Here is a 21,389-nt window from a genome sequence, read left to right as displayed (position 1 = left end):
CGCTACTGGCATTGTAACAATTAAGGTACTGACATAAAAAAGGGTAGCACTTAAGTGCTACCCTTTGTAAAGTGCGTAGCTAGAATATTATATTTTCAGGCCTAATAGTAAAGTATCTAATTGCTCAGCAGTTGCATGCAGTTCGTCACAACCAGAAACCGATTGATTGGCTGACTGTTCGACATCATGAGATTGATTACGGATCTCCATGAGATTAGTGGCGATTTCATTAGCGACTGCAGATTGTTCATCTGCAGAAGTCGCAATCAGTACACTCATCTCGTAGACCTTTGCACTATGATGGGCAATGCCTTTAAGATCGTTACCCGTGTCGAGTACATGCTTTTTACCTTCCTCAGCCTTTTCAACAGTGCGGCTCATCACGTGCTTAAGATTTCTTGATCCTGCTTGGAGCGCTTCAATCATTGATTTGATTTCAACGGTAGCAGCTTGTGTTCGTCCTGCAAGGGTTCTGACTTCATCTGCGACGACAGCGAACCCGCGGCCTTGTTCGCCGGCTCTTGCAGCTTCGATAGCAGCGTTAAGCGCAAGCAAGTTAGTTTGCTCAGAAATGGCATTAATGGTGGTGACGACTTCGTCAATTTTTGCAGCATTCTCATTGAGGTTATTGACCGCATCTGAGGCGTCAGCAATCTCATTACTCAAACCGCCAATTGCATCTACTGTTACAGCAATGTCTCGAGAGCCAGCGTCAACTTGATTGTTGGCTTCTTGAGTTTCTGTAGAGGACTGCTCAGCATTGCGAGCAACCTCTTTTACTGCAGCCGTCATCTCTTCCATAGCGGTCGCTAATGAGTCTAGATGCTGTCTTTGGTTCATCGCTAGAGATTGGCCTTCTTGAGCTGTATCTCTAAATGATTGAACTACATTACGAATTTGCTCATTAGCATTGGTCATTTGGGTGACGAGTTTATGTTGTCTATCAACCAAGGTATCGATGCTAATAGCCAAAATACTAAATTCATCTTTAACCTCAAAAAAGTTTAGTCGACCAGTGAGATCGCCTTCTGCTGCTTTCTTTAAAGCCATTACATTGGTGTAAAGCGCACCACCGACAAAGCTTGAAATATAGTAACTAGTGATAAAAATGACCATTATCAGTGCGAGTAATGTGCCGTAGACAAAGTATTCGTTACTACTTTCTGATTTCATTTGAATATTAGAAACGGTGATCAAGCCATTTTGACTTCGGCTAACACTCTCAATGCGATCTACTTGAAGATAGGACTCGCCGCCGGCAATAGCAGAGCTTTGGATATCTCGACTGGCGCTATTTTCTTCATAGAGGGTGACATCACCATTTAGCGAGTTGATGAATTCTTGTTTCTGCTCATCGGCAATGAAACGATAGGCAGTCGCCAGCGTCTCATTCATTTTTTGATTATATTGCTCAGCTTGAATGAGCTGTGATTGCTGCAAGTTTTTATCGAAATGATTGGTTAATACCAGTGTTAACCCTATTAAGGTTAATATGGGAATTATTGCCATCACAGCAAATTTTGACTTTAGCGTCATATGGATAAGGTATTTATCAACCCAGCGAAATTTAACTTCTTTCATAATTATCTCTCAACCCTAGAACTGCGACCCTATTATTTATCGGTAAAAAATCATTTTTCTTAACCAATTAGTTACAGATTTATATCTGTTTGTGTTTTTTTTGTTCGTAATGTCGGTTAAGTACTTGAAACCCTTATGTAGCTTAGTTTGAAGTATTTTACCGATTAGCGGGATAGTACATATCATATAGATGAATAACCATTTAATATTTAACGTATCAAGATACATATTTTGCAGGTAGAGAATGGTTGAGTGTATTGTTCTTGAACAAGGACTAAACAAAATAAGCAGTTAGCTTGTAAAAAGGTGCAATTAACCCTAGTCAAATGGGGTTTGCTCACGTAAAATTTGTGTCTTTTTCTATTTTCGCCTAAGAAAATATGTAAGCCCGAAGACTCGTAGGTTTGTCCTACATGCACTGGAAGAGATGATGTCACAGTTAACAGAGATCGTAGAACAGGCCTTAGCCGCCATCAAAGACGCTACAGATTTGAAAGCGCTTGATGACCTCCGTGTCGATTACCTTGGTAAAAAAGGTAAAATTACCGACATGATGAAGATGATGGGGAAACTGCCTCCTGAAGAGAAGCCGGCCTTTGGCCAAGCTGTAAACCAAGCTAAACAAGCGGTTCAACAGCAGCTATCTATACGCATCGATGGATTGAAAGCGGCAGAACTTGAAGCGCAGTTGAAAGCTGAGAGCATCGACGTGAGCCTACCTGGGCGTCGTATCGAAAATGGTGGATTGCACCCAGTGACTCGTACAATCGAACGTATTGAGAGTTTCTTTGGTGAGCTAGGCTTTACCGTTAAAGATGGCCCTGAAATTGAAGATGACTTTCATAACTTCGATGCGTTAAACATCTCAGAACATCATCCAGCCCGTGCTGATCATGACACTTTCTACTTCAACCCGAAAGTGATGCTGCGTACCCAAACCTCGGGTGTACAAATTCGTACCATGGAGCATGAAAAGCCTCCACTACGTATCATCTCTCCGGGCCGTGTTTACCGTAATGACTACGACCAAACACATACGCCAATGTTCCACCAAGTCGAAGGCTTGCTTGTTGCAGAAAATGTTAACTTTGCAGAGCTTAAAGGCATATTGCATGACTTCTTGCGCAACTTCTTTGAAGAGGACCTTGAGGTTCGCTTCCGCCCATCATACTTCCCATTCACTGAGCCTTCAGCTGAAGTTGACGTAATGGGTAAAAATGGCAAGTGGTTAGAAGTACTAGGTTGCGGCATGGTTCACCCAAATGTGCTGCGTAGCGTGGGTATCGACCCTGAAAAGTACTCTGGTTTTGCATTCGGTATGGGTGTTGAACGTCTATCTATGTTGCGTTATGGCGTTAACGATTTACGTTCTTTCTTTGAAAATGATCTTCGCTTCCTTAAGCAATTTAAATAAACGGAGCTGTATAGCATGAAATTTAGCGAATCTTGGCTTCGTGAGTGGGTTAACCCAAGTGTTAACCGTGAAGAATTAGCACACCAAATTACTATGGCTGGTTTGGAAGTAGACGGCATTGATGGCGTTGCAGCAGACTTTAGCGGTGTGATTGTTGGTGAAGTTGTTGAGTGCGGTCAGCACCCAGATGCTGACAAACTGCGCGTGACAAAAATTAATGTGGGTGGCGATGAGCTAATCGACATTGTTTGTGGTGCACCAAACTGCCGTCTAGGCCTTAAAGTTGCAGTTGCTATGGTTGGCGCAGTGCTACCAGGTGATTTTAAAATAAAGAAAGCTAAGCTGCGTGGTCAACCATCATTCGGTATGCTTTGTTCATACGGTGAACTCGGTATCGACATTGAAAGCGATGGTATTATCGAGCTTCCGACTGATGCACCAATTGGCCTAGATGTGCGTGAATATCTTGACCTTGATGATGCTGTCATTGATGTTGACTTGACTGCTAACCGTGCCGATTGTCTTGGTATGGCGGGTCTTGCTCGTGAAGTGGGTGTCTTGAATCGCCAAGCAGTTACAGAGCCTTCATGGGAAGCTGTTACTGCCACTATCAGTGATGAAGTCAGTATTGAGCTACAAGCAGAACAAGAATGCGGACGATACCTGGGTCGTGTAATTAAGAATGTAGACGTAAAAGCGGCAACACCACTTTGGATGCAAGAGAAATTGCGTCGTAGTGGTATTCGTTCAATCGACCCGATTGTTGATATTACCAACTATGTATTGATTGAATTTGGTCAGCCAATGCACGCATTTGATAATGCGAAATTGGAAGGTGGTATTCAGGTTCGCAAACCTAATGGTGAAGAGAAGCTAACATTGCTTGATGGCAATGAAATCACTATCCCTGAAGGTATGTTGATCATCGCTGACAACGTTAAACCGCTGGCGCTAGCAGGCGTATTTGGTGGCGAGCATTCAGGCGTGACCACTGAAACGACTGATATCATGCTTGAGTGTGCGTTCTTCGCACCACTGGCTATTTTGGGTAAAGCTCGAAAAATTGGTCTGCATACCGATGCTTCACATCGTTTCGAGCGTGGCGTTGATCCAGAACTGCAACATAAAGTGATGGATCGCGCGAGTCGCCTTGTGCTTGATATCTGTGGTGGTGAAGCGGGGCCTGTTGTTGAAGCTAAGTCTGAAGACAATCTACCAAAAGCAGTACAAATTGTATTACGTCGCAGTAAGTTAGATCGTACTTTAGGTCATCATATCGAAGATAATGATGTCACTGAAATTCTAGAGCGTCTTGGTTTTGCAGTTGAAGTGAGTGAAGGGCAGTGGAGTGTTACAACTGCGACTTATCGCTTTGATATGGCAATTGAAGAAGACCTAATTGAAGAAGTTGCCCGTATTTACGGTTATAACAACATTCCCAATATTGCGCCAGTAGCTCAGCTAAGCATGTCTGATCACAATGAGTCTGATATTAGTCTCAAGCGTGTTCGTAGCATGTTAGTAGCGCGTGGATTCCAAGAAGCGGTAACTTATAGCTTTGTTGATCCTAAGCAGCAAAACCTAATTCATCCAAACGCAGAAGCGATGATCTTGCCTAATCCAATTTCGGTTGAGATGTCAGCAATGCGTTTGTCTATGTTTACCGGTTTATTATCGGCTGTAGGGTACAACCAAAGTCGTCAGCAAAACCGGGTTAGATTGTTTGAAACAGGGCTGCGTTTTGTGCCAAACGAATCTGCAGACTCAGGTGTTGCTCAAGAGCCAATGTTGGCAGCGGTTATTGCCGGTAACCAGAACGATGAGCACTGGTCAATGGAGTCAAATACTGTTGATTTCTTCGATCTGAAAGGTGATCTCGAAGCGGTCATAGGATTAACCGTCGCAGACAACGAATTTAGCTTTAGAGCAGCATCTCACCCAGCGCTTCATCCGGGGCAATGTGCTGAAATATTAAGAAATGATCGTGTAATTGGTATCATAGGTACGGTACATCCGAGCCTTGAGAAGCCATTTGGCCTCAATGGCAAAACAATTATTTTTGAGCTTGAATTAGACGCTTTGTTACGTGCTGAATTACCGCAAGCCCAGACTGTATCTAAGTTTCCAGCTAACCGTCGTGACATTGCCATCGTAGTTGATGAAGCTGTTGCTGCCGATGATGTTGTAAAATTGATAAGAAAAGTTGGCGAAAATCAGTTGGTTGGCATAAACTTGTTCGACGTATACCAAGGTAAAGGTGTAGAGGAAGGCAAAAAGAGCCTTGCTATCGCACTCTTATTACAAGACAACGCTCGTACACTTGAAGAGAAAGAGATCGCCGAGATGGTTGATGTAGTGGTTTCTGCTCTGAAAGACGAGTTCAACGCATCGTTGAGGGACTAAAAGTATGGCACTTACCAAAGCCGAAATGGCAGAACATCTTTTTGAAACGCTAGGTATCAATAAGAGAGTAGCGAAAGAGATGGTAGAGACGTTTTTCGAAGAAATTCGTCAAGCTCTTGAAAGTGGTGAGCAGGTCAAGCTATCTGGCTTTGGCAACTTTGACCTGAGAGATAAGAATCAAAGACCGGGAAGGAACCCAAAGACGGGAGAAGATATCCCTATTTCAGCGAGACGTGTTGTGACATTTCGTCCAGGACAGAAGCTGAAAAGTCGCGTCGAAGAAGCTAACGCAAAGAAGTAATTGCACTAGCATCGTGATGAAGAGGCCACTCAATAGAGTGGCTTTTTCTGTTATTCATCTGCTAAAGAGGTTGCGCTTGTCTAGAAAACCGAAGTATTTTGACCGTCGCTTTACGCTATCGTTATTACATCCTAAATATTGGCTGACATGGTTTGCTATTTTAATATTGGTGCTGTTTGGTCTTATGCCGGCTTGGCTTAGGGATCCTATTGCTCGCCAGTTATCAAAACTAGTGCTTAAGATTGCCGCTAAACCTATCGCTGTTGCTAGAGCTAACCTAACTACGTGCTTCCCTGACAAATCGAATGCCGACATAGAGGCTTTGATCCGCGACAACGTTGAAAATTTTGTGATGATTTTACTGGCGCAATCTGAGCTGCTAGTGAAGTCGAGACAGAACATTCGTAACAGAGTGCATCTTGCAGGATTTGAGCATGTTGAGCAGGCCAGAGCAGCAGGTCAGCCGGTGATATTTATCATGCCCCATGTTTGGGGAATAGAATATGCTGGTCTACGATTAAACTTAGATCTGCCAATGGTATCAATGGCAAAAGCGCACAAAAATAACCTGTTTAATTGGTTTAATAACCGTATGCGCAGCTCCCAAGGTGGCAATATCTATATGCGCGAAGCGGGGATTAGAGCTTTGCTGGCGGAACTTAAGCAAGACAATAGTTTTTTCTATCTACCCGATGAAGATTTAGGGCCGGATAAAAGTGTTTTTGCCCCCTTTCTAGGCACGACCAAAGCGACACTGCCTGTGGTAGGCCGACTTGCCCAAGCTGGCAATGCGCAAGTGATGCCTGTCAAAATCGGTTATGACCAAGTGAAGCGTCAATATCAGCTAACAGTAATGCCTGCTATTGCCCCTGAAGATATGCAGGGTAAAGAAAATGAAGCGATCGCTCTGAACAAGGCTGTAGAGCAGGTTATTTTGGCTTATCCTGAGCAGTATATGTGGTTTCTTAGAGTATTGAAGACGCGTCCAGAGGGCGAAGCGTCAATCTATAAATAGAGAGCTGCAGAGAGACTGGATCAGCTAAACTAAAAAAGCCGCAATATTCATTGCGGCTTTTTACTAGCAATGGGTCATCTTAAACGATCAGTTGATATTCACTGCGTAAAATATCGATGATCTCTTGCTTAGGGTTCTCGCTAATGTGTAGCTTTTCGCCAATCACTTTTTCAGCAATGCCCACATAAGTGTTAGAGATGTCCATCATCACTGATTCAGGGAGCTTATTGTCTTTTGCTAAAGCAAAGCGTTCCTCCATACGGTTCTTATTGAGTAAGATATCCGCATCTGGGAAGTGATTCAGTAACCACTGTCTGAAACCTTCTTTTGATTGCTCAATGATTTTACCGTCGCGATGAGAACTTCCATCCCATATACGAGAGCTATCAGGGGTGCCGACTTCATCCATATAGATGAGTTTTTCTTTACCGGCAGCATCATTAACATAGCCAAATTCAAATTTGGTATCGACAAAAATCTGGTCATGCTCTGCTAATGCATCGCTAATCACATCAAAGCCTTCTTTTAGAAGCTTCTCGTAAAGATCAATATCGCTAAGACTGCTGAAATTAAAGCCATCGACATGACGTTCAATGTCGCTGCGCGATACGTTGACATCATCAGCTTCTGGTACACCTTCAAGACCCGTTAGCACACCCTTAGTTGAAGGAGTAATAAGTAGCTCAGGGAGCTTTTGATCTTTTTCCAGGCCTTCAGGAATGGTGATACCACAGAATTCACGTTCACCTTTAGTGTATGAGCGCCACATAGAGCCAGTTATATACTGACGAGCAATCGCTTCAATCATCACTGGGCGGGCTTTTTGCACTATCCATACCAAAGGATGTGGTATGTCCAAAATATGGCTATCAGCTAAGCCTTTTTCTTTGAATAGTTTAAACCAGTGATTAGAGATTGCGTTAAGTGCTGTTCCTTTGCCAGGAACACCATTTAAACCGTTCTCACCTTGCCACACACAGTCAAACGCTGAGATACGATCACTGATAACCATTATTGCTAATGGTGCGTCAGCGGGAACGTCATAGCCTTTGTCTTTGATTAAGCGAGCACTGTCTTCGGGGGTTAACCAGTAAACACTGCGAACTTTACCAGAATGAACTGGTTTGTCGGTACGAATGGGAAGGTTGTCATTTACGACTAAAACTTTATCTGCAAGATTCATAGGGCACACTTTTATTATTGAGAAGCTTAATTTTAGTGGCGCAAATTGTATCAGAAGTTAGATTTGGCAACACTATCGTCATAGCTGTTTTAGCCTAGATAAATACAGTGTTCTTAATAAAAGAAAATCAGCAGCCTAGTTTAGGGGTTGTTGATCTTTCGAGCTTAGTTTTTGTTCGATTATGTACCGTAAGGAATAATTGTTTTAGGAAAAGCTCGTAACGAAATCTAGTCATAAAAGAATAAAAGCATTGAAACTTACCCGAAAGGCCGGGTTTATTGGCTATTTTTACTGTGTTGTAGGTTCTTTGTGGAGAAAGACTAAACGACATAGCCTCTGCTTTGTCAAAATAGTCAATAAACTGCGGCAAAAACAACCGTAAAAGATCAACAGCCCCTAGCCATGTTTTACTGATAACGATTTAAAATGTCATCGATCTCGCCATTGGCTTTCATCATTAAGATCTGCATATCGATCCACTCTATTAGCTCGTTTGCTACCCCGTCTCCATAACTAAAATGAATGCCAATGGGCGCGATAGTATCGCTGATACTGGTAAACTTGAATAAGGTTGGGTCTATCTGTTGTTGTTTAAGGCTATATAGTACTCGGCTCTTCATTTCGATAAACAGGTCCCCTCTCGAGTTTTTCAGTGCTAGCAACGCGCTCTTATGACTATTTGACTCAAGTACTTTCATTTGGTATTGCTCGATCATTGCTTCTAAACCTGAGTATTTAAAACCTTTAAGTAAAATGACCGTTTTACCTAATAAAGCATTGTTAAACCCTGTTATTTGATCGTTGTCTTTCAAGGTGGTCATTATATGTTTAGCACTGAACAATGATTGATTGGAAAGGCGTTTATTCTGTGTCCAATTACCGTCGGCAGAACGCCATGTTGGCGAACCATAGCTTATCCAGTTTAGATAAGTTTGTTTTTCAATTTCATAAAGGTACCGTTTGAAAGGCATGACTTGTGGGGAGATTTCTAACGGTTTTTTTTGTGCGAGGCTAGCGATGATATCGGTGATTACGCCAGTCTGAGCAGCATGATTATTAATTTGAAAAGGCTCAGCTTGGTTGGCGATGATTAAATAGTTTAGTTTATCAGCCACTGCAGTCTGAACTGTGAGTGCATATGTTATTAATGTAGTGAACAGCAAATGTTTGATAATACTCACCAACTGAATTAGGACTGGAACTACTTAGAGTATAATGATTTTCCCGTGGTATGTAACTGTAATAGCGGGGAAAATGATTAACGCTCATATTGATTGTTCCATTGTTGAGGTTATCACTTAAATCGTTACTCTGGCTAACTATAACAATGATGAGGATCACTAAAGGTATAGTTAACCAGGAGTTTACTCGCATGTTTACTGAGCTGCGTTATGTCGCTTCATTAGGTTGGCAGTAACATCTTCAAGTGAAAGCTCCTGATCTTCGAGCAACACCAGTAAGTGGTATATGAGGTCGGATGCTTCATCAATCAGTTCAGGCTTGTCATTTGTTGCGGCTGCTAGCGCAGTTTCAAGCCCCTCTTCACCGACTTTTTGCGCAATACGTTTAGTGCCACGCTCAAACAAGTAAGCAGTGTAGCTAGATTTCGGGTCTTGCCCCTTGCGAGAAGTGATCAATGCACTGAGGTTATCGATGAAGCTATGGGCTTTACCGTCCGTCCAGCAACTCTGCGTGCCTTTATGGCAAGTTGGACCATTAGGTAGCACCTGAACTAATAAACTGTCGTTGTCACAATCCATGTCCAGCGCAACTAGGTCAAGCGTGTTGCCCGAAGTTTCGCCTTTAGTCCATAAGCGCTGTTTACTGCGGCTAAAAAAGGTGACCTGTCCTGTAGTGAGGGTCTTATCTAATGCTGCCTGATCCATATAGCCCAGCATCAGCACTTTGCCGGTTAAGTGATTCTGTACCACGGCGGGTATTAAACCGTCTGTTTTGGCCCAGTCTAATTGACTCAACAATTCACGGTCTTGCTTATTTGTTTGATAAAGCGATGTCATTTTACATCCTTAATTCGAACTAATTTATGTGTCGCTAGTTTAAACGCGCACAGCGATTTGATTGTCACGTAGATAACGCTTTAACGCTTGGATATCGATAATGCCTTTGTGGAACACACTGGCAGCAAGTGCAGCATCGACTTTAGCAAGGGCAAAGACATCTTTAAAATGTGCCATAGTGCCCGCGCCGCCGGAAGCAATTAGTGGTACGTCACATAGAGAGCGGATCATTGATAACTGTTCGATATCATAACCTTGACGCACCCCGTCTTGATTCATTACATTGAGTACTATTTCACCACAGCCACGCTTTTGTACCTCTTCTACCCAATCTTGCGTAAACCATTGGGTGTCTTTTGTGGCTGCTTCATCGCCAGTAAACTGTTTTACTTTATAACTGTCACTAATGTGATCGTAGTAAGAGTCGATTCCGATAACGATACATTGGCGGCCGAACTCGTCTTGTAAACGTTCAATTAAACTTGGGTCAGTTAAAGCTGGTGAATTAATCGAAATCTTATCAGCGCCAAAGGCCAGCTTCTCTCGGGCTTGCTCGATGGTTCGAATGCCACCTGCTACGCAAAACGGAATATCGATACGCTCTGCGACACGACTAACCCATGATTTATCGATAACACGGTCATGGGCACTGGCGGTGATGTCATAGAACACCAGTTCATCGGCGCCTTCATCGGCGTAGCGCGCTGCTAGCGGCACAATGTCACCGACAATTTCGTGGTTACGAAATTGCACCCCTTTAACCACTTTACCCTCTTTTACATCGAGGCAGGGGACTATGCGTTTGGCCAACATGTAATCGCCTCCTCAACGGTAAACTGATTAATAAGCAGTGCTTTTCCTATAATTATGCCATTAGCGCCACTCTCCTTGACCGCATTGACATCCGCAAGGGTTGCAATACCACCGGAGGCTTGCCAGTTAATCTCAGGGTATGCAGTGCTTATCTCTTGGTAAAGTTCGGTGTTGGCGCCTTTCAGAGTACCATCGCGGCTAATATCTGTTACTAGGGCGTGTTTTAGGCCGACCTCTGTAAACTCAGCCACTAAGGATTCCAGTGTTTTACCACCACCAGACTGCCAGCCTGATACAGCTACTATTTTTTCACCTATTTCGTTAATGTTGACATCGAGTGCTAAACAGATCGCGTCGCTACCATATTTTATAAACCAACTTTTGACGAGCTCTGGCTCTTTGACGGCGAGAGAGCCAATCACTACACGGCTCACACCTATCTCCAGTAACTCACTTAACTGCGCTTCGGTCCTCACACCACCGCCTACCTGTATCGGTGTGTCTAGTCCTTGTACTAAGCTGGCAATAAGCTGTGTTTGGCGTTTCATAGGATCTTTTGCGCCGGTTAAATCGACAATGTGCAGTAAGTCTGCACCTTGCTCCTGATAGCTTTTTAGCTGCGCTAATGGGCTTAAATCAAACGTTGTTTTTTGATTGTAGTCGCCTTGATAAAGACGAACGACTTGACCTTCTATAAGATCAATTGCAGGTATGATCATCTTTACGCCTCACACTGGTTTGAATTGTTGTTTTGAAAAAAAGTATCTGTCGACATGTTGAGGAAATTCTTCAGCATTCTTGCGCCTACCGTTGCACTTTTTTCTGGGTGAAACTGCAAGCCGATAAAGTTATCTTTGGCTATCGCTGCACTAAATTGCTCACCATGTTCTGCACAGGCGATAGTAAATTCACCTATTGGCGCTCGATAGCTATGGACAAAATACACATAATCGCCTTCGCTGATCCCGTCAAAAATTGGATGTTCAGATGGGGTTATTTGATTCCAGCCCATATGTGGCAAGGGTAAACCTTTGCTATCTAGCTCTTCGATATCAGTTGGGATCAGCCCAAGACACTGACAATCTTCTGTTGTCGCGCCGCGCTCATTAGATAAGCGCGTTAACATTTGCATGCCTAAACAGACACCTAGCACCGGTTGTGAAAGTGATTTAATCACTTCAACTAATTGCTTGTTTCGCAGCGATGCCATTGCCGCACCTGCTGTGCCAACACCGGGCAACACCACGCGAGTGGCAGCCTTAATTGCTGCAATGTCATCGGTAACACTGAGTTTTTTACGCTCATCAGCAGACATTAAGCGCTCAAATGCGTAGCGAACTGAACTTAGGTTGGCACAACCAGTATCGATAATCACCGTTGTGCCTTCGATAGAGGCATCGCTTGTTAACTTATTACTCTCTAGCGGGCTCATAGCACACCTTTACTCGATGGCAATGCATCACCTTCAATGGCGACCGCTTGACGTAGCGTACGGCCAAGCACCTTAAATAAGCTCTCTACTTTATGGTGATCGTTATCGCCTAAGGTTTTAAGGTGCAAAGTACAGCGAAGCCCATCTGAAAATGAACGGAAGAAGTGTGGCACCATTTCGGTGGCCATAGCACCTACCATTTCGCGCTCAAATTCGGCGGAAAACTTAATAAATGGTCGCCCTGATAAGTCGAGTAAGCACTCGGCGCTGGCTTCATCCATTGGAATAGCTTGCTCAAAAGCATTGCCAAAGCGCGCAATCCCGCGTTTATCGCCTAATGCTTGACGCAGTGCATCACCTATAGCAAGCGCGGTATCTTCAACGCTGTGGTGGTCATCAATCTCTAAATCACCATCCACGTTAACGTCCATCTTAAAATTACCGTGGGTCGATATTTGCTCTAGCATGTGATCAAAAAAGCCAATACCAGTATTGATTGAACCTTTAACGCCAGAGTCGAGGTCGATGGTGACTTTAATGTCGGTCTCTTTAGTGGTGCGTACGACGGTAGCGACACGGTTCTTGCTGAGCAGTTTTTCAGCTATGTCGTTCCAAGTCAGGCTTTGTGGGTTGTATTGCAGCCCTTGAATGCCCATTGAGTCAGCAAGTCCCATATCAGTTTCACGGTCGCCGATAACCGCTGATTGGGTGAAATCGATGCGTCCAGTAGTCAGGTATTCTTTTACCAATCCCAGCTTTGGTTTACGGCAACTGCAGTTCTCGTCATCAAAGTGAGGACAGATAAGGACATCGTCAAATTTAACCCCTTGGCTACTCAATATTTGCATCATCATATCTTGTGGTGCATCAAAATCATCCTTCGGGAAAGAGGGGGTGCCTAGTCCGTCTTGGTTACTGACCATCACCAAACGGTAACCCGCGGCTTGCAGTTTTAATAGTGCTGGAATGACATTGGGCTCAAATACCAATTTAGCTAGCGTATCAACCTGTTTATCGGTCACTGGCTCTTCGATAATGGTGCCGTCACGGTCAATAAAGAGAATTTTCTGTTTCATAGCAGTAATACCTTTCAGATTTTTTAATTTTTTAGACTCAGCTTTAACTATCTCGCCAAGTCATGATTATTCTTATTAATTCGGCGCCGAAAAAAGGTTAATCAAGTAGTCGGTTTGCGCCTGATTGGAAAAGCTAAAACGAATACAGTTTGCTAAGCGTTTGTCGTTATAACTGCGGGCAATTACGCCTTCTTGAGTTAGCTTTTGTTGAACAGCCTGTTTGTTTGTAAACTCCGCCAAAACGTAGTTACCGTGCGCTTTTACTACTTTGGCGCCAAAGGCTTGCAATGCTTGCGCTAGTCGTTGACCTTGCAGCTTCATTTCATCGACCTGAGTTTGCATGGTTGTTAAGCCATTGGGACTTAGCGCTTGCACTGCTAGTTCACTCACAGGCAGTGGTACAGGGTAGGGGGCGATTACGCGCATGCACATATCGATAATGTCGGGATTTGCCAACAAAAAACCGCAGCGAGCACCAGCCAGAGCAAATGCTTTTGACAGGGTACGCAGCACCACCAAATTGCTTTTACTTGCGACTAAATCAGCCACAGAATACTCAGGGCTGAATTCGATATACGCTTCATCGATTACCACTAGCTGCTGGGGATTACTATCGATGGCTTTAATTAATTCATCTCTTGCAATCACACTACCTGTTGGGTTATTCGGATTGCAGATGAACACAATCTTGCTGCTTAAGCCTTTATCAATCTGCGTCGTATAATCCGTCGGTAGTTGAAAATCATCCGTCAGTTGTAAAGCATTGACTGCAACATTGGCTGTTTTGGCACTAATGGCATACATGCCATAGGTTGGGCCAAAAGTAGTGATGGCATCGATACCTGGACTGCAGAATGTACGAATGAGGATCTCAATCGCTTCATCTGCGCCGCGACCGGTCAAAATACAGTTATTTGGTACCTTGCTATAGCGGCTGTAAGCATCGATTAATGCGGGGGGCTGGCATTCTGGGTAGCGATTTACGCCCACTAAACTTGTATTATTAAATGGTGATTCATTAGCATTTATCCAAATATCACCTTGGCCGCCAATACGCCTTGCAGACTGATAAACTTCCAAATCTAAAAGCTCTGGTCTAGCTAAGCGTTGTGCAAGAGTATTTACCTTGGTCATCATGCCTCCGAAGCATCGCTGTTAGCGATATTAAGTGATTCAAGACGCAGCGCTACTGCATTTTTATGAGCATCAAGTTGCTCTGCTGCGGCGAGTGTCATCACTGCACTGCCTATGGTTGCGAGACCGTCAGCGGTTAGCTCTTGTACGGTAAAGCGGCGACTAAAGTCTGCTAGCGACAAACTTGACACCGTTTTGCTGTAGCCATATGTCGGCAATACGTGGTTAGTTCCACTGGCGTAATCTCCAACTGACTCCGGCGTATAAGCCCCTAGAAATACTGAGCCCGCAGCTCGAATATTCGCTAATACGGCCCTTGGTTGCTCGGTCTGGATTATCAAGTGTTCAGGCCCGTAAAGGTTAGAGACCCGTGCAGCCTCAGTCATATCATTGACCAGGAGGGTACGGCTACAACTTAGTGCCGTTGTGGCAACTTCAGCGCGTGAAAGCTCAGACAGTTGCTGCTCTAATGCTTGATTCACCTTATTGGCGACTTCTATAGAGTCTGTCACTAACATCACTTGTGAGTCAGGTCCGTGCTCGGCTTGTGATAACAGATCTGCTGCCACAAAGCTGGCATTAGCTTTTGCATCAGCAATGACTAACACCTCAGAAGGCCCTGCTGGCATATCGATACTAACCGTTGCTCGGCTATCTTGGCTAACTGCACGTTTAGCTTCAGTCACAAAGCGGTTACCTGGACCGAATATTTTATCAACTTGAGGTACCGACTCGGTGCCAAAGGCGAGGGCTGCAATTGCTTGTGCACCGCCAATTTGATAGATCTCAGTAATGCCACATGCATCTGCTGCATAGACGATAGCATCATTGATTGGTGGAGGACTGACTAAAATGCGTTTGCTGCAACCAGCGATTTTGGCGGGTAATGCCAACATTAAAACCGTCGAGATTAACGGCGCGGTGCCGCCAGGAATATAGAGGCCGACTTTCTCAATTGGCTCACTTCTTAGCTCACAGCGAATACCTTTCTGGGTTTCAACATCAACAGGGCTAGATACCTGCGCTTGGTGAAAGCTACCTATATTAGCTTGAGCTTGGGCTATCGCTTGTTTTAACTCTGCCGGTACTGCTTGGCAAGCTTGCGCTATTTGCGCTTTTGACAGCTTAAGGTTATCGATATTAACGCCATCAAACTGCTTGGCAAAACTGCGCAAAGCACCGTCGCCATCAGTCACTACCTCATCGATAATGTTAGCAACAGTTTGCTCAAGGCTTGAGTCGCCAATGAGCGGCGATCTTGCCAGTGCGTCTTGTTTAGCTGTTGCTGTTAACGTTTGCCAATTGAGAATGTCCATCAACTTACCCCATCATTTTTTCAATAGGCATGACAAGAATTGAACTTGCACCTAGCTGGGTGAGCTGTTCCATAGTGTCCCAGAACAGGTCTTCGGTGCTGACGGCGTGGATTGCAACGCGGTTGGTATCATCATTGAGTGGTAATACCGTTGGGTTTTCAGCGCCAGGAAGTAACGCAACAATTTGCTCTAGCGTTTCAGTTGGTGCGTGTAGCAAAATGTATTTGCTCTCTTTTGCACGTACTACGCCGTTGATGCGAGACAGGATTTTGTTAATAAGCGCTTGTTTGTCATCTGGTTGGCTCTTGGTTGATTGGATAAGGCAAGCGGTAGATTGGTATATAACTTCTGTTTCATACAGGCCGTTAGCTTCCAGAGTGGCGCCGGTAGATACTAAATCGCAAATGGCATCAGACAGCCCAGCTCTTGGAGCCACTTCTACAGAGCCTTTTAACATACAGTCATTGTAGCTAATGCCTTTTTGCTGCATATAACGACGTAGAATGTTTGGGTATGAGGTTGCAATGCGCAGTCCTTCTAGCGAGCTGGCATCTTGGTAATTAAATTCGTTTGGTACAGCAAGTGATAAACGACAAGCGCCGAAATCAAGCTCTCGCAGTTTGATGCACTCAGATGGCTTGTTTAGTGATTGACGTTCAATCTGTTCCTCTTCCAAAACGTTCTCGCCAATAAAACCTAAGTCGACTACACCATCCATCACGAGACCTGGAATATCATCATCACGGACACGAAGCAGATCGATTGGCATGTTGTCAGAGTGGGCAATAAGGCGTTGCTCATTAATATTGAACTTTACGCCACAGCTCTTAAGTAATTTCAGAGACTCTTTTGATAGACGACCTGATTTTTGGATAGCAATTCTTAATCTGTTTGACTCTGACATGGATACTTCCTTTAAGTTGATTCAAAAATGTATATAAAACAATTTGTTAAATTAAAACCAAAAAACCCCTGGAATTCCTTCCAGGGGTTTTTGATATTTTGAATCAACCGCCAGAAGGAATGAGTCCTTCGGCAGTGAGCTTCCGAAGGCTACCGCATATGGTGGTGATGATGGATAGTGTTCAGAAGCTGTATCATATTCTTGTTTCTCTGCTCTAAATATTCAGTTGGGCCTGATGGCCATAATATCTGCAACTGAGATAACGCTACGTTGCCGATGCATTTAAATTAATCAGTTTTATAACTGATTGCAACCATTAATTTCGGCAGATGAGTAATGTTCATCTAAATGTCACTCATTCACTTTAGGCAAGACGAGTATGCACATTGTTTCTAAAATAGAACAATTGGCGGCTAGCAGGTTGCGGCTTTTTTTGGTGTTATTCGAGTATGAAGCGCTATAAGCCTAAAGCAGCATACGTTACACTCAAGCGGTATCCCTTTTAATGACGAAGATGTTGGCCAATATGTCCGCTAAGAACGGTTGCTTTTGAACGAGAGATTAACACAGCAGGTTTTAGACGCATTTTCAGCTGATGGTGCATTGGCTAAAGCAATTAAAGGCTTTAGTCTGCGTTTAGTACAGCAGCAAATGGCAGAAGCGGTTAGTCACTCGATATCCACTAGTCAAAACCTTGTAGTTGAGGCGGGCACTGGCGTGGGTAAAACCTTTGCTTATCTTATTCCTGCGCTACTTAGTCATAAGCAAATTATTGTCAGTACCGGCAGTAAGAACCTGCAAGAGCAGCTGTTCTACAAAGACCTACCCGCATTACTGTTAATGCTAGGATTGTCACCTAAAGTGGCTTTATTGAAAGGTCGCAATAACTACCTCTGTCAACATTTAATGGAAAAAGAGCTGTCGGGCGCCAGTTCAATGGACACGCAAATTCTTGACGATCTATTGAGGATTAATCAGTGGGCGGGTCAAACAACCGATGGCGATCTTGGTGGTCTAACTGCGGTATCAGAAAGCTCGCAGGCGCTGCCTTTAATAAGTAGTGCTAAGGAAACCTGCATAGGCCAACGCTGTGAACACTACGATATTTGTTTTACTAGAAAAGCGCGTAATCGAGCCATGGACGCTCAGATTATCGTGGTGAATCACCACTTATTTCTGGCTGATAAAATCATTAAAGAGACAGGCTTTGCGGAGTTGTTGCCCGATCCGGATGTGGTCATTTTTGATGAGGCTCATCTGCTGCCAGATATTGCTGTGACCTACTTTGGTCAGCAATGCTCAACCAGAGTGATTGCGGATTTACTGCAACAATTTGCTGATATATATCGCACAGAACTTCGCGACGCCAAGCAGATAGAACTGCTAAGCGCCCGGTGCTTAACCTTGCTCAACGATTGGCAGCAAGCACTTTTCGACACGGGTGATACTGATTGGCGAAGAATGTTGAGTAACAAAGCGCTATCAGCACTATCTTGGTCTTTGCTAAAAGAGTTAACCACGCTGAAAAGCGTATTACAGGGGCATGTAGGTCGCAGCGATAATTTAGATGATGCACTCGAAAAGTTAGACACTCAAACGGCTAAACTTGAACTGTTTTTTCTGTGTGAGAACAATCAAGCTGCCTATAGTATTGACTATGGACATCGTTACTTGATGTTAAGGATTGCGCCAATTGATGTCGCTAAAGAGTGTAAAAAGCTATTTGACGAAAAAGTAGCGTGGATTTTCACTTCGGCTACGCTGCAGATAAATCAAGATCTGAGTCTGTTCACTAAACAGCTGGGAATAGGTAACTGCAAACAGCTATTGCTACAAAGCCCTTTTGACTATGCCAACAATGCCCTGTTTTGTGTGCCACGCCATTTGGCTAGCGTCAGTAATCACAGTGCGATATTACCGCAGTTTGTTGATGTTTGTGTGCAAGCGGTTGAAGCGGCTCAGGGACGAACTTTTATTCTATTCACTAGCCATCGAATGTTGAACCAAGTCGCAGTTGCTCTGCAGCGTCGAGTTTCATATCCGTTGTTAGTCCAAGGTCAAGCTAACAAGCAAAGCTTACTGAAAAAATACCGCCAATTGGGCAATGCAGTACTGCTAGGGACTGGGGCATTTTGGGAGGGGGTAGACGTGCGAGGAAAGCTGCTTAGCTGCGTAATCATAGATAAGCTGCCGTTTGTTTCACCTGAGGATAATCTTTATCGCGCACGTAGCGAGAGTATCGCCAGAGAGGGAAAAGATCCATTTACTGAGATCTCACTGCCACAGGCGGTTATCTCACTCAATCAGGGAGTAGGGCGCTTAATTCGCGATGAGAAAGACAAAGGGGTACTTATCTTATGTGACAATAGAATAGTTAACCGTCCCTACGGCCAAGCATTTTTAAATTCGTTGCCACCAATGGCAAGAACACGAGAATTGAATAATGCGGTTAAATTTCTGCAGCAGGTTAAGTGATTAAGATTATCACCAAGTAGATGAGCACCAGAAGTAGCAGTGCCAAAATACAGCGTCGTCGATATAGCAGTCCTTGAGGGTTAAGTAAGCTGGGAAATAACAGAAAGTTAAACGGATTAAATAGGGTTTTATAAGTAATAATTGCTACCCCTTCCTGCCTGCCACGATAGAGCATTTTCGAAAAATAATACATGAACCGAAATAGAAGCACTGGAAAACTGATATAGATGAACAGTGTTAAGCTTAACTCCAAAGATATTTCTAACTCTTTAAATGTAAGCATTAGCCCTTTATGCCAGGCTTCCTCAAGGTTAGCTGAAAAGTAGATCAGCATAAAGAATGTCACAATCAGACTAAAGGCGATGAACAGTAATGAGTAGCGAAATAGCCTAAACCAATCGACGGTGATCTGGCGCATATCCCTCCCATTCTTGCAGTGGTTGCAGCTGACAAATTTAAAAACCCTCGTTTAAATCTAGTCCAAAAACTTCTATACAGGAGTGTTTTGCTCTGACTTTATTAATTTATTTTGCTGTAACTTTTGCATCACAATTCCTTGGGTGATGCCTGCTAGTATAATCATCGATGCGCCAATAAGTTGAATGACATTAAGTGATTCACCAAATAGACTCCAAGCGAAAATCACTACCGCTACGGGTTCAAAGTAAGCGAGGGTACCAAATGATATAGCGGGTAATGCTCGCAGTGCTTTGACTGCAAACAGTATGGCTAAAAAACCAGGTAATATTCCAATGGCCACCAACCACCCCCATTGGACTACAGACGGCATAATGGGGACTTGTAATACAAATGGCAGTAGACAAACCGCGCCAACGCTAAGTTGTACTAAAGTGCTTTGGTAGGGTGTTGATAGGCTCGGTTTGCGATTGATGAGCATGAAACCGCTGTAGCTAAGCATTGCTAGCGTTGCATAGAAGTAGCCTAGAGCTTGTTGCTGATTTTGGCTGTTGAGGCTACTCGGCAACATCAGCCCAAAGCCAATTAGCGCGAGTATAATCAGGACGCAGTTTGCGCTATTGAGTCTTTCTTTATAAACAAAGTGAGCAAAGGCCGCGGTGGTTAATGGCGCAAGGTAGATAAGCATGACGGCATTAGCCATATTGATATAACTGATGGCTTGTACGTAGAACACCATAAAACCCGCAAGCATTATTCCGTTTATGACTGTGCGTTTACTGGGTTTATGTCTTACTTGCTTAGCTTTACCACTTATTAGCATAAACACCAGCATACATGCAGCGCCAATGACCAATCGATAGAAGGTGATATGTTCAGCCGGCAGGGCTGTATAGCGAGCGAACACGCCAATAGTCGCCATTAACACTGCTGATAAAACAGCAAGAAGCATAAACCCGAGCGGTTGCTGGCTATTCATGGCGCTTTAGCTATTTGGCGTAGTTGGTATTGTTGCTTTGCTGCTTGGTTATATTTCTCGAGTAAGCTCAGCGTTTCAGTCGTCGTTTCAGCGCGATGGTTGTGATTAGCGAGCTGTAATAGATCGATTTTGAGTTTACCTGCGCTATTAAACTGACTGGCAAAGGTGCCCATACTGATAAGATCGAACTGCCATTGGGTTAATCGACCTAACACGTAATTGCCGTATTGAAACGCCTCGTATTCATTAAGCAGAGTCAGAAAGTCACTAAACCCAAAACCCGTGAGTGATTTTTGGGCGCTAAATGCGGCCATGTAACCTGAAGCGAGTTGATTATCTTTAACATTACTATGCTGTTGTTGACTTAGCTGAAATTGATAAGAGTGTCTTGTTTCATGAATAAGAAAGGCTAAGCTGGCAAATTTGTCTTGAGCTGCCAATTTGTCAGGGTTGAGATAAACAACACCTGAATTAACGCTATCATTGGTCGCTAATGGATATAAATACGTTAGATCAAAGTCAAAATAGACCATTTTATTTGGGTAACTGTGGTTATCAATGATTAGCTTGGGCGGCTTTATGCCCATTGAACGATATTCTAATGCAAACACTTTACGCAGAAAGGGGATTTGCTCATCGATAGAGAGCGTGTGCCACTTTGAAAGTGCGGTGGTTAAATCTTTATCAGCAAGGATAAGCTCAACCAGTTTATCGCCATCTTTAATGGTTTTTGTTTGTGCAGCTTTTAAAAAGTCATGTGCTTCTGGCTGCAGTGCAAATGCTTGGGGCAGTTGAGATTGTAGCGCTTGAGTTGCATAGAAAGAGCCTGCTGCTTGCACAGATGAAACAAGGCTCAACTGCAGTGAAACCAAAAGTAGTGAGGCTGATAGTAAAATGGATTTGGATGTAAAAATGGACATAGTATTTT

Annotated in this window: 19 protein-coding genes; 5 read left to right on the top strand and 14 right to left on the bottom strand. The window is 43.8% G+C overall.

The genetic code is table 11. The annotated features are described in order from the left end of the window. Positions 1 to 87: 87 nt before the first annotated feature. Complete coding sequence (locus tag L2730_RS13350; RefSeq protein WP_248975044.1) at positions 88 to 1,581, bottom strand: methyl-accepting chemotaxis protein; 1,494 nt, start codon at positions 1,579 to 1,581, stop codon at positions 88 to 90. 430 nt (positions 1,582 to 2,011) lie between these two features. On the opposite strand from L2730_RS13350, the gene pheS reads away from it, so the two are divergent. From pheS to lpxM, 4 genes are all read left to right on the top strand, one after another. Then, complete coding sequence (gene pheS / locus L2730_RS13345) at positions 2,012 to 2,995, top strand: phenylalanine--tRNA ligase subunit alpha (RefSeq protein ID WP_044555921.1); 984 nt, start codon at positions 2,012 to 2,014, stop codon at positions 2,993 to 2,995. A gap of 15 nt (positions 2,996 to 3,010) precedes the next feature. Continuing rightward, a complete protein-coding gene (gene pheT / locus L2730_RS13340) occupies positions 3,011 to 5,398 on the top strand; it encodes a phenylalanine--tRNA ligase subunit beta (protein ID WP_248975043.1) in 2,388 nt (795 codons plus the stop codon). A 4-nt stretch (positions 5,399 to 5,402) separates the two neighbouring features. Then, positions 5,403 to 5,699, top strand: coding sequence for an integration host factor subunit alpha (gene ihfA, locus L2730_RS13335; RefSeq protein WP_012142935.1), 297 nt, complete (start codon positions 5,403 to 5,405; stop codon positions 5,697 to 5,699). A gap of 76 nt (positions 5,700 to 5,775) precedes the next feature. After that, entirely contained in the window at positions 5,776 to 6,714 is a 939-nt protein-coding gene (gene lpxM, locus L2730_RS13330; RefSeq protein ID WP_248975042.1) for a lauroyl-Kdo(2)-lipid IV(A) myristoyltransferase, read from the top strand. A gap of 79 nt (positions 6,715 to 6,793) precedes the next feature. Here the strand turns inward: lpxM and L2730_RS13325 are convergent, their stop codons facing one another. The 10 genes from L2730_RS13325 to hisG form a co-directional block, all read right to left on the bottom strand. Further along, the gene (locus tag L2730_RS13325) at positions 6,794 to 7,897 is read right to left on the bottom strand and encodes a phosphoribosylaminoimidazolesuccinocarboxamide synthase (RefSeq protein WP_248975041.1); all 1,104 of its coding nucleotides are present in this window, start codon (positions 7,895 to 7,897) and stop codon (positions 6,794 to 6,796) included. Between the two features lie 407 nt (positions 7,898 to 8,304). Beyond that, positions 8,305 to 9,012: a substrate-binding periplasmic protein gene (locus L2730_RS13320; protein WP_248975040.1), complete on the bottom strand. Its 708-nt coding sequence runs from the start codon at positions 9,010 to 9,012 to the stop codon at positions 8,305 to 8,307. Positions 9,013 to 9,273: 261 nt separating this feature from the next. Continuing rightward, on the bottom strand, positions 9,274 to 9,915 hold the full coding sequence (gene hisIE / locus L2730_RS13315; RefSeq protein WP_248975039.1) for a bifunctional phosphoribosyl-AMP cyclohydrolase/phosphoribosyl-ATP diphosphatase HisIE: 642 nt from the start codon (positions 9,913 to 9,915) through the stop codon (positions 9,274 to 9,276). Between the two features lie 39 nt (positions 9,916 to 9,954). Continuing rightward, on the bottom strand, positions 9,955 to 10,728 hold the full coding sequence (hisF, locus tag L2730_RS13310; protein ID WP_248975038.1) for an imidazole glycerol phosphate synthase subunit HisF: 774 nt from the start codon (positions 10,726 to 10,728) through the stop codon (positions 9,955 to 9,957). Beyond that, entirely contained in the window at positions 10,710 to 11,447 is a 738-nt protein-coding gene (hisA, locus tag L2730_RS13305) for a 1-(5-phosphoribosyl)-5-[(5-phosphoribosylamino)methylideneamino]imidazole-4-carboxamide isomerase (RefSeq protein WP_248975037.1), read from the bottom strand. Before hisA ends, hisF begins: the two co-directional genes overlap by 19 nt. A gap of 2 nt (positions 11,448 to 11,449) precedes the next feature. Further along, the gene (gene hisH / locus L2730_RS13300; RefSeq protein WP_248975036.1) at positions 11,450 to 12,160 is read right to left on the bottom strand and encodes an imidazole glycerol phosphate synthase subunit HisH; all 711 of its coding nucleotides are present in this window, start codon (positions 12,158 to 12,160) and stop codon (positions 11,450 to 11,452) included. Next, entirely contained in the window at positions 12,157 to 13,236 is a 1,080-nt protein-coding gene (hisB, locus tag L2730_RS13295) for a bifunctional histidinol-phosphatase/imidazoleglycerol-phosphate dehydratase HisB (RefSeq protein WP_248975035.1), read from the bottom strand. The genes hisH and hisB overlap by 4 nt, the downstream gene beginning before the upstream one ends. Positions 13,237 to 13,311: 75 nt before the next feature. Then, positions 13,312 to 14,370 carry a histidinol-phosphate transaminase gene (gene hisC / locus L2730_RS13290; RefSeq protein WP_248975110.1) on the bottom strand — a complete coding sequence of 353 codons (1,059 nt, stop codon included), beginning with the start codon at positions 14,368 to 14,370 and terminating at the stop codon, positions 13,312 to 13,314. Next, positions 14,370 to 15,686 (bottom strand): histidinol dehydrogenase, encoded by a 1,317-nt coding sequence (hisD, locus tag L2730_RS13285; RefSeq protein ID WP_248975034.1) that lies wholly within the window; start codon positions 15,684 to 15,686, stop codon positions 14,370 to 14,372. The genes hisC and hisD overlap by 1 nt, the downstream gene beginning before the upstream one ends. Before the next feature lie 4 nt (positions 15,687 to 15,690). Then, positions 15,691 to 16,590, bottom strand: coding sequence for an ATP phosphoribosyltransferase (hisG, locus tag L2730_RS13280; protein WP_248975033.1), 900 nt, complete (start codon positions 16,588 to 16,590; stop codon positions 15,691 to 15,693). A gap of 549 nt (positions 16,591 to 17,139) precedes the next feature. Between hisG and yoaA the strand changes: the two genes are divergently transcribed. Beyond that, positions 17,140 to 19,065, top strand: a complete 1,926-nt coding sequence (gene yoaA, locus L2730_RS13275; RefSeq protein WP_248975032.1) for a DNA repair helicase YoaA — start codon at positions 17,140 to 17,142, stop codon at positions 19,063 to 19,065. Here yoaA and L2730_RS13270 read toward each other — a convergent pair. The 3 genes from L2730_RS13270 to L2730_RS13260 all read right to left on the bottom strand — a co-directional run bounded on the left by L2730_RS13270 (position 19,058) and on the right by L2730_RS13260 (position 21,381). Further along, positions 19,058 to 19,483: a hypothetical protein gene (locus L2730_RS13270; protein ID WP_220739528.1), complete on the bottom strand. Its 426-nt coding sequence runs from the start codon at positions 19,481 to 19,483 to the stop codon at positions 19,058 to 19,060. The genes yoaA and L2730_RS13270 overlap by 8 nt on opposite strands. Before the next feature lie 72 nt (positions 19,484 to 19,555). Continuing rightward, on the bottom strand, positions 19,556 to 20,461 hold the full coding sequence (locus tag L2730_RS13265; RefSeq protein ID WP_248975031.1) for a DMT family transporter: 906 nt from the start codon (positions 20,459 to 20,461) through the stop codon (positions 19,556 to 19,558). Continuing rightward, the gene (locus tag L2730_RS13260) at positions 20,458 to 21,381 is read right to left on the bottom strand and encodes a hypothetical protein (RefSeq protein WP_248975030.1); all 924 of its coding nucleotides are present in this window, start codon (positions 21,379 to 21,381) and stop codon (positions 20,458 to 20,460) included. Before L2730_RS13260 ends, L2730_RS13265 begins: the two co-directional genes overlap by 4 nt. Positions 21,382 to 21,389 lie beyond the last annotated feature (8 nt).

Source organism: Shewanella kaireitica, from assembly GCF_023284045.1.
GTDB classification, from domain to species: Bacteria; Pseudomonadota; Gammaproteobacteria; order Enterobacterales; family Shewanellaceae; genus Shewanella; species Shewanella kaireitica.
The sequence above is the reverse complement of the archived record's forward strand: the minus strand, read 5'-3'. Positions and strand labels throughout refer to the sequence as shown.

Bases quoted from the DNA above. Each gene is read 5' to 3' on its own strand.
- L2730_RS13350 (WP_248975044.1), bottom strand. From the start codon at position 1,581: ATGAAAGAAGTTAAATTTCGCTGGGTTGATAAATACCTTATCCATATG.
- pheS (WP_044555921.1), top strand. From the start codon at position 2,012: ATGTCACAGTTAACAGAGATCGTAGAACAGGCCTTAGCCGCCATCAAA.
- pheT (WP_248975043.1), top strand. From the start codon at position 3,011: ATGAAATTTAGCGAATCTTGGCTTCGTGAGTGGGTTAACCCAAGTGTT.
- ihfA (WP_012142935.1), top strand. From the start codon at position 5,403: ATGGCACTTACCAAAGCCGAAATGGCAGAACATCTTTTTGAAACGCTA.
- L2730_RS13325 (WP_248975041.1), bottom strand. From the start codon at position 7,897: ATGAATCTTGCAGATAAAGTTTTAGTCGTAAATGACAACCTTCCCATT.
- hisIE (WP_248975039.1), bottom strand. From the start codon at position 9,915: ATGACATCGCTTTATCAAACAAATAAGCAAGACCGTGAATTGTTGAGT.
- hisF (WP_248975038.1), bottom strand. From the start codon at position 10,728: ATGTTGGCCAAACGCATAGTCCCCTGCCTCGATGTAAAAGAGGGTAAA.
- hisA (WP_248975037.1), bottom strand. From the start codon at position 11,447: ATGATCATACCTGCAATTGATCTTATAGAAGGTCAAGTCGTTCGTCTT.
- hisH (WP_248975036.1), bottom strand. From the start codon at position 12,160: ATGAGCCCGCTAGAGAGTAATAAGTTAACAAGCGATGCCTCTATCGAA.
- hisB (WP_248975035.1), bottom strand. From the start codon at position 13,236: ATGAAACAGAAAATTCTCTTTATTGACCGTGACGGCACCATTATCGAA.
- hisC (WP_248975110.1), bottom strand. From the start codon at position 14,370: ATGACCAAGGTAAATACTCTTGCACAACGCTTAGCTAGACCAGAGCTT.
- hisD (WP_248975034.1), bottom strand. From the start codon at position 15,686: ATGGACATTCTCAATTGGCAAACGTTAACAGCAACAGCTAAACAAGAC.
- hisG (WP_248975033.1), bottom strand. From the start codon at position 16,590: ATGTCAGAGTCAAACAGATTAAGAATTGCTATCCAAAAATCAGGTCGT.
- L2730_RS13270 (WP_220739528.1), bottom strand. From the start codon at position 19,483: ATGCGCCAGATCACCGTCGATTGGTTTAGGCTATTTCGCTACTCATTA.
- L2730_RS13265 (WP_248975031.1), bottom strand. From the start codon at position 20,461: ATGAATAGCCAGCAACCGCTCGGGTTTATGCTTCTTGCTGTTTTATCA.
- L2730_RS13260 (WP_248975030.1), bottom strand. From the start codon at position 21,381: ATGTCCATTTTTACATCCAAATCCATTTTACTATCAGCCTCACTACTT.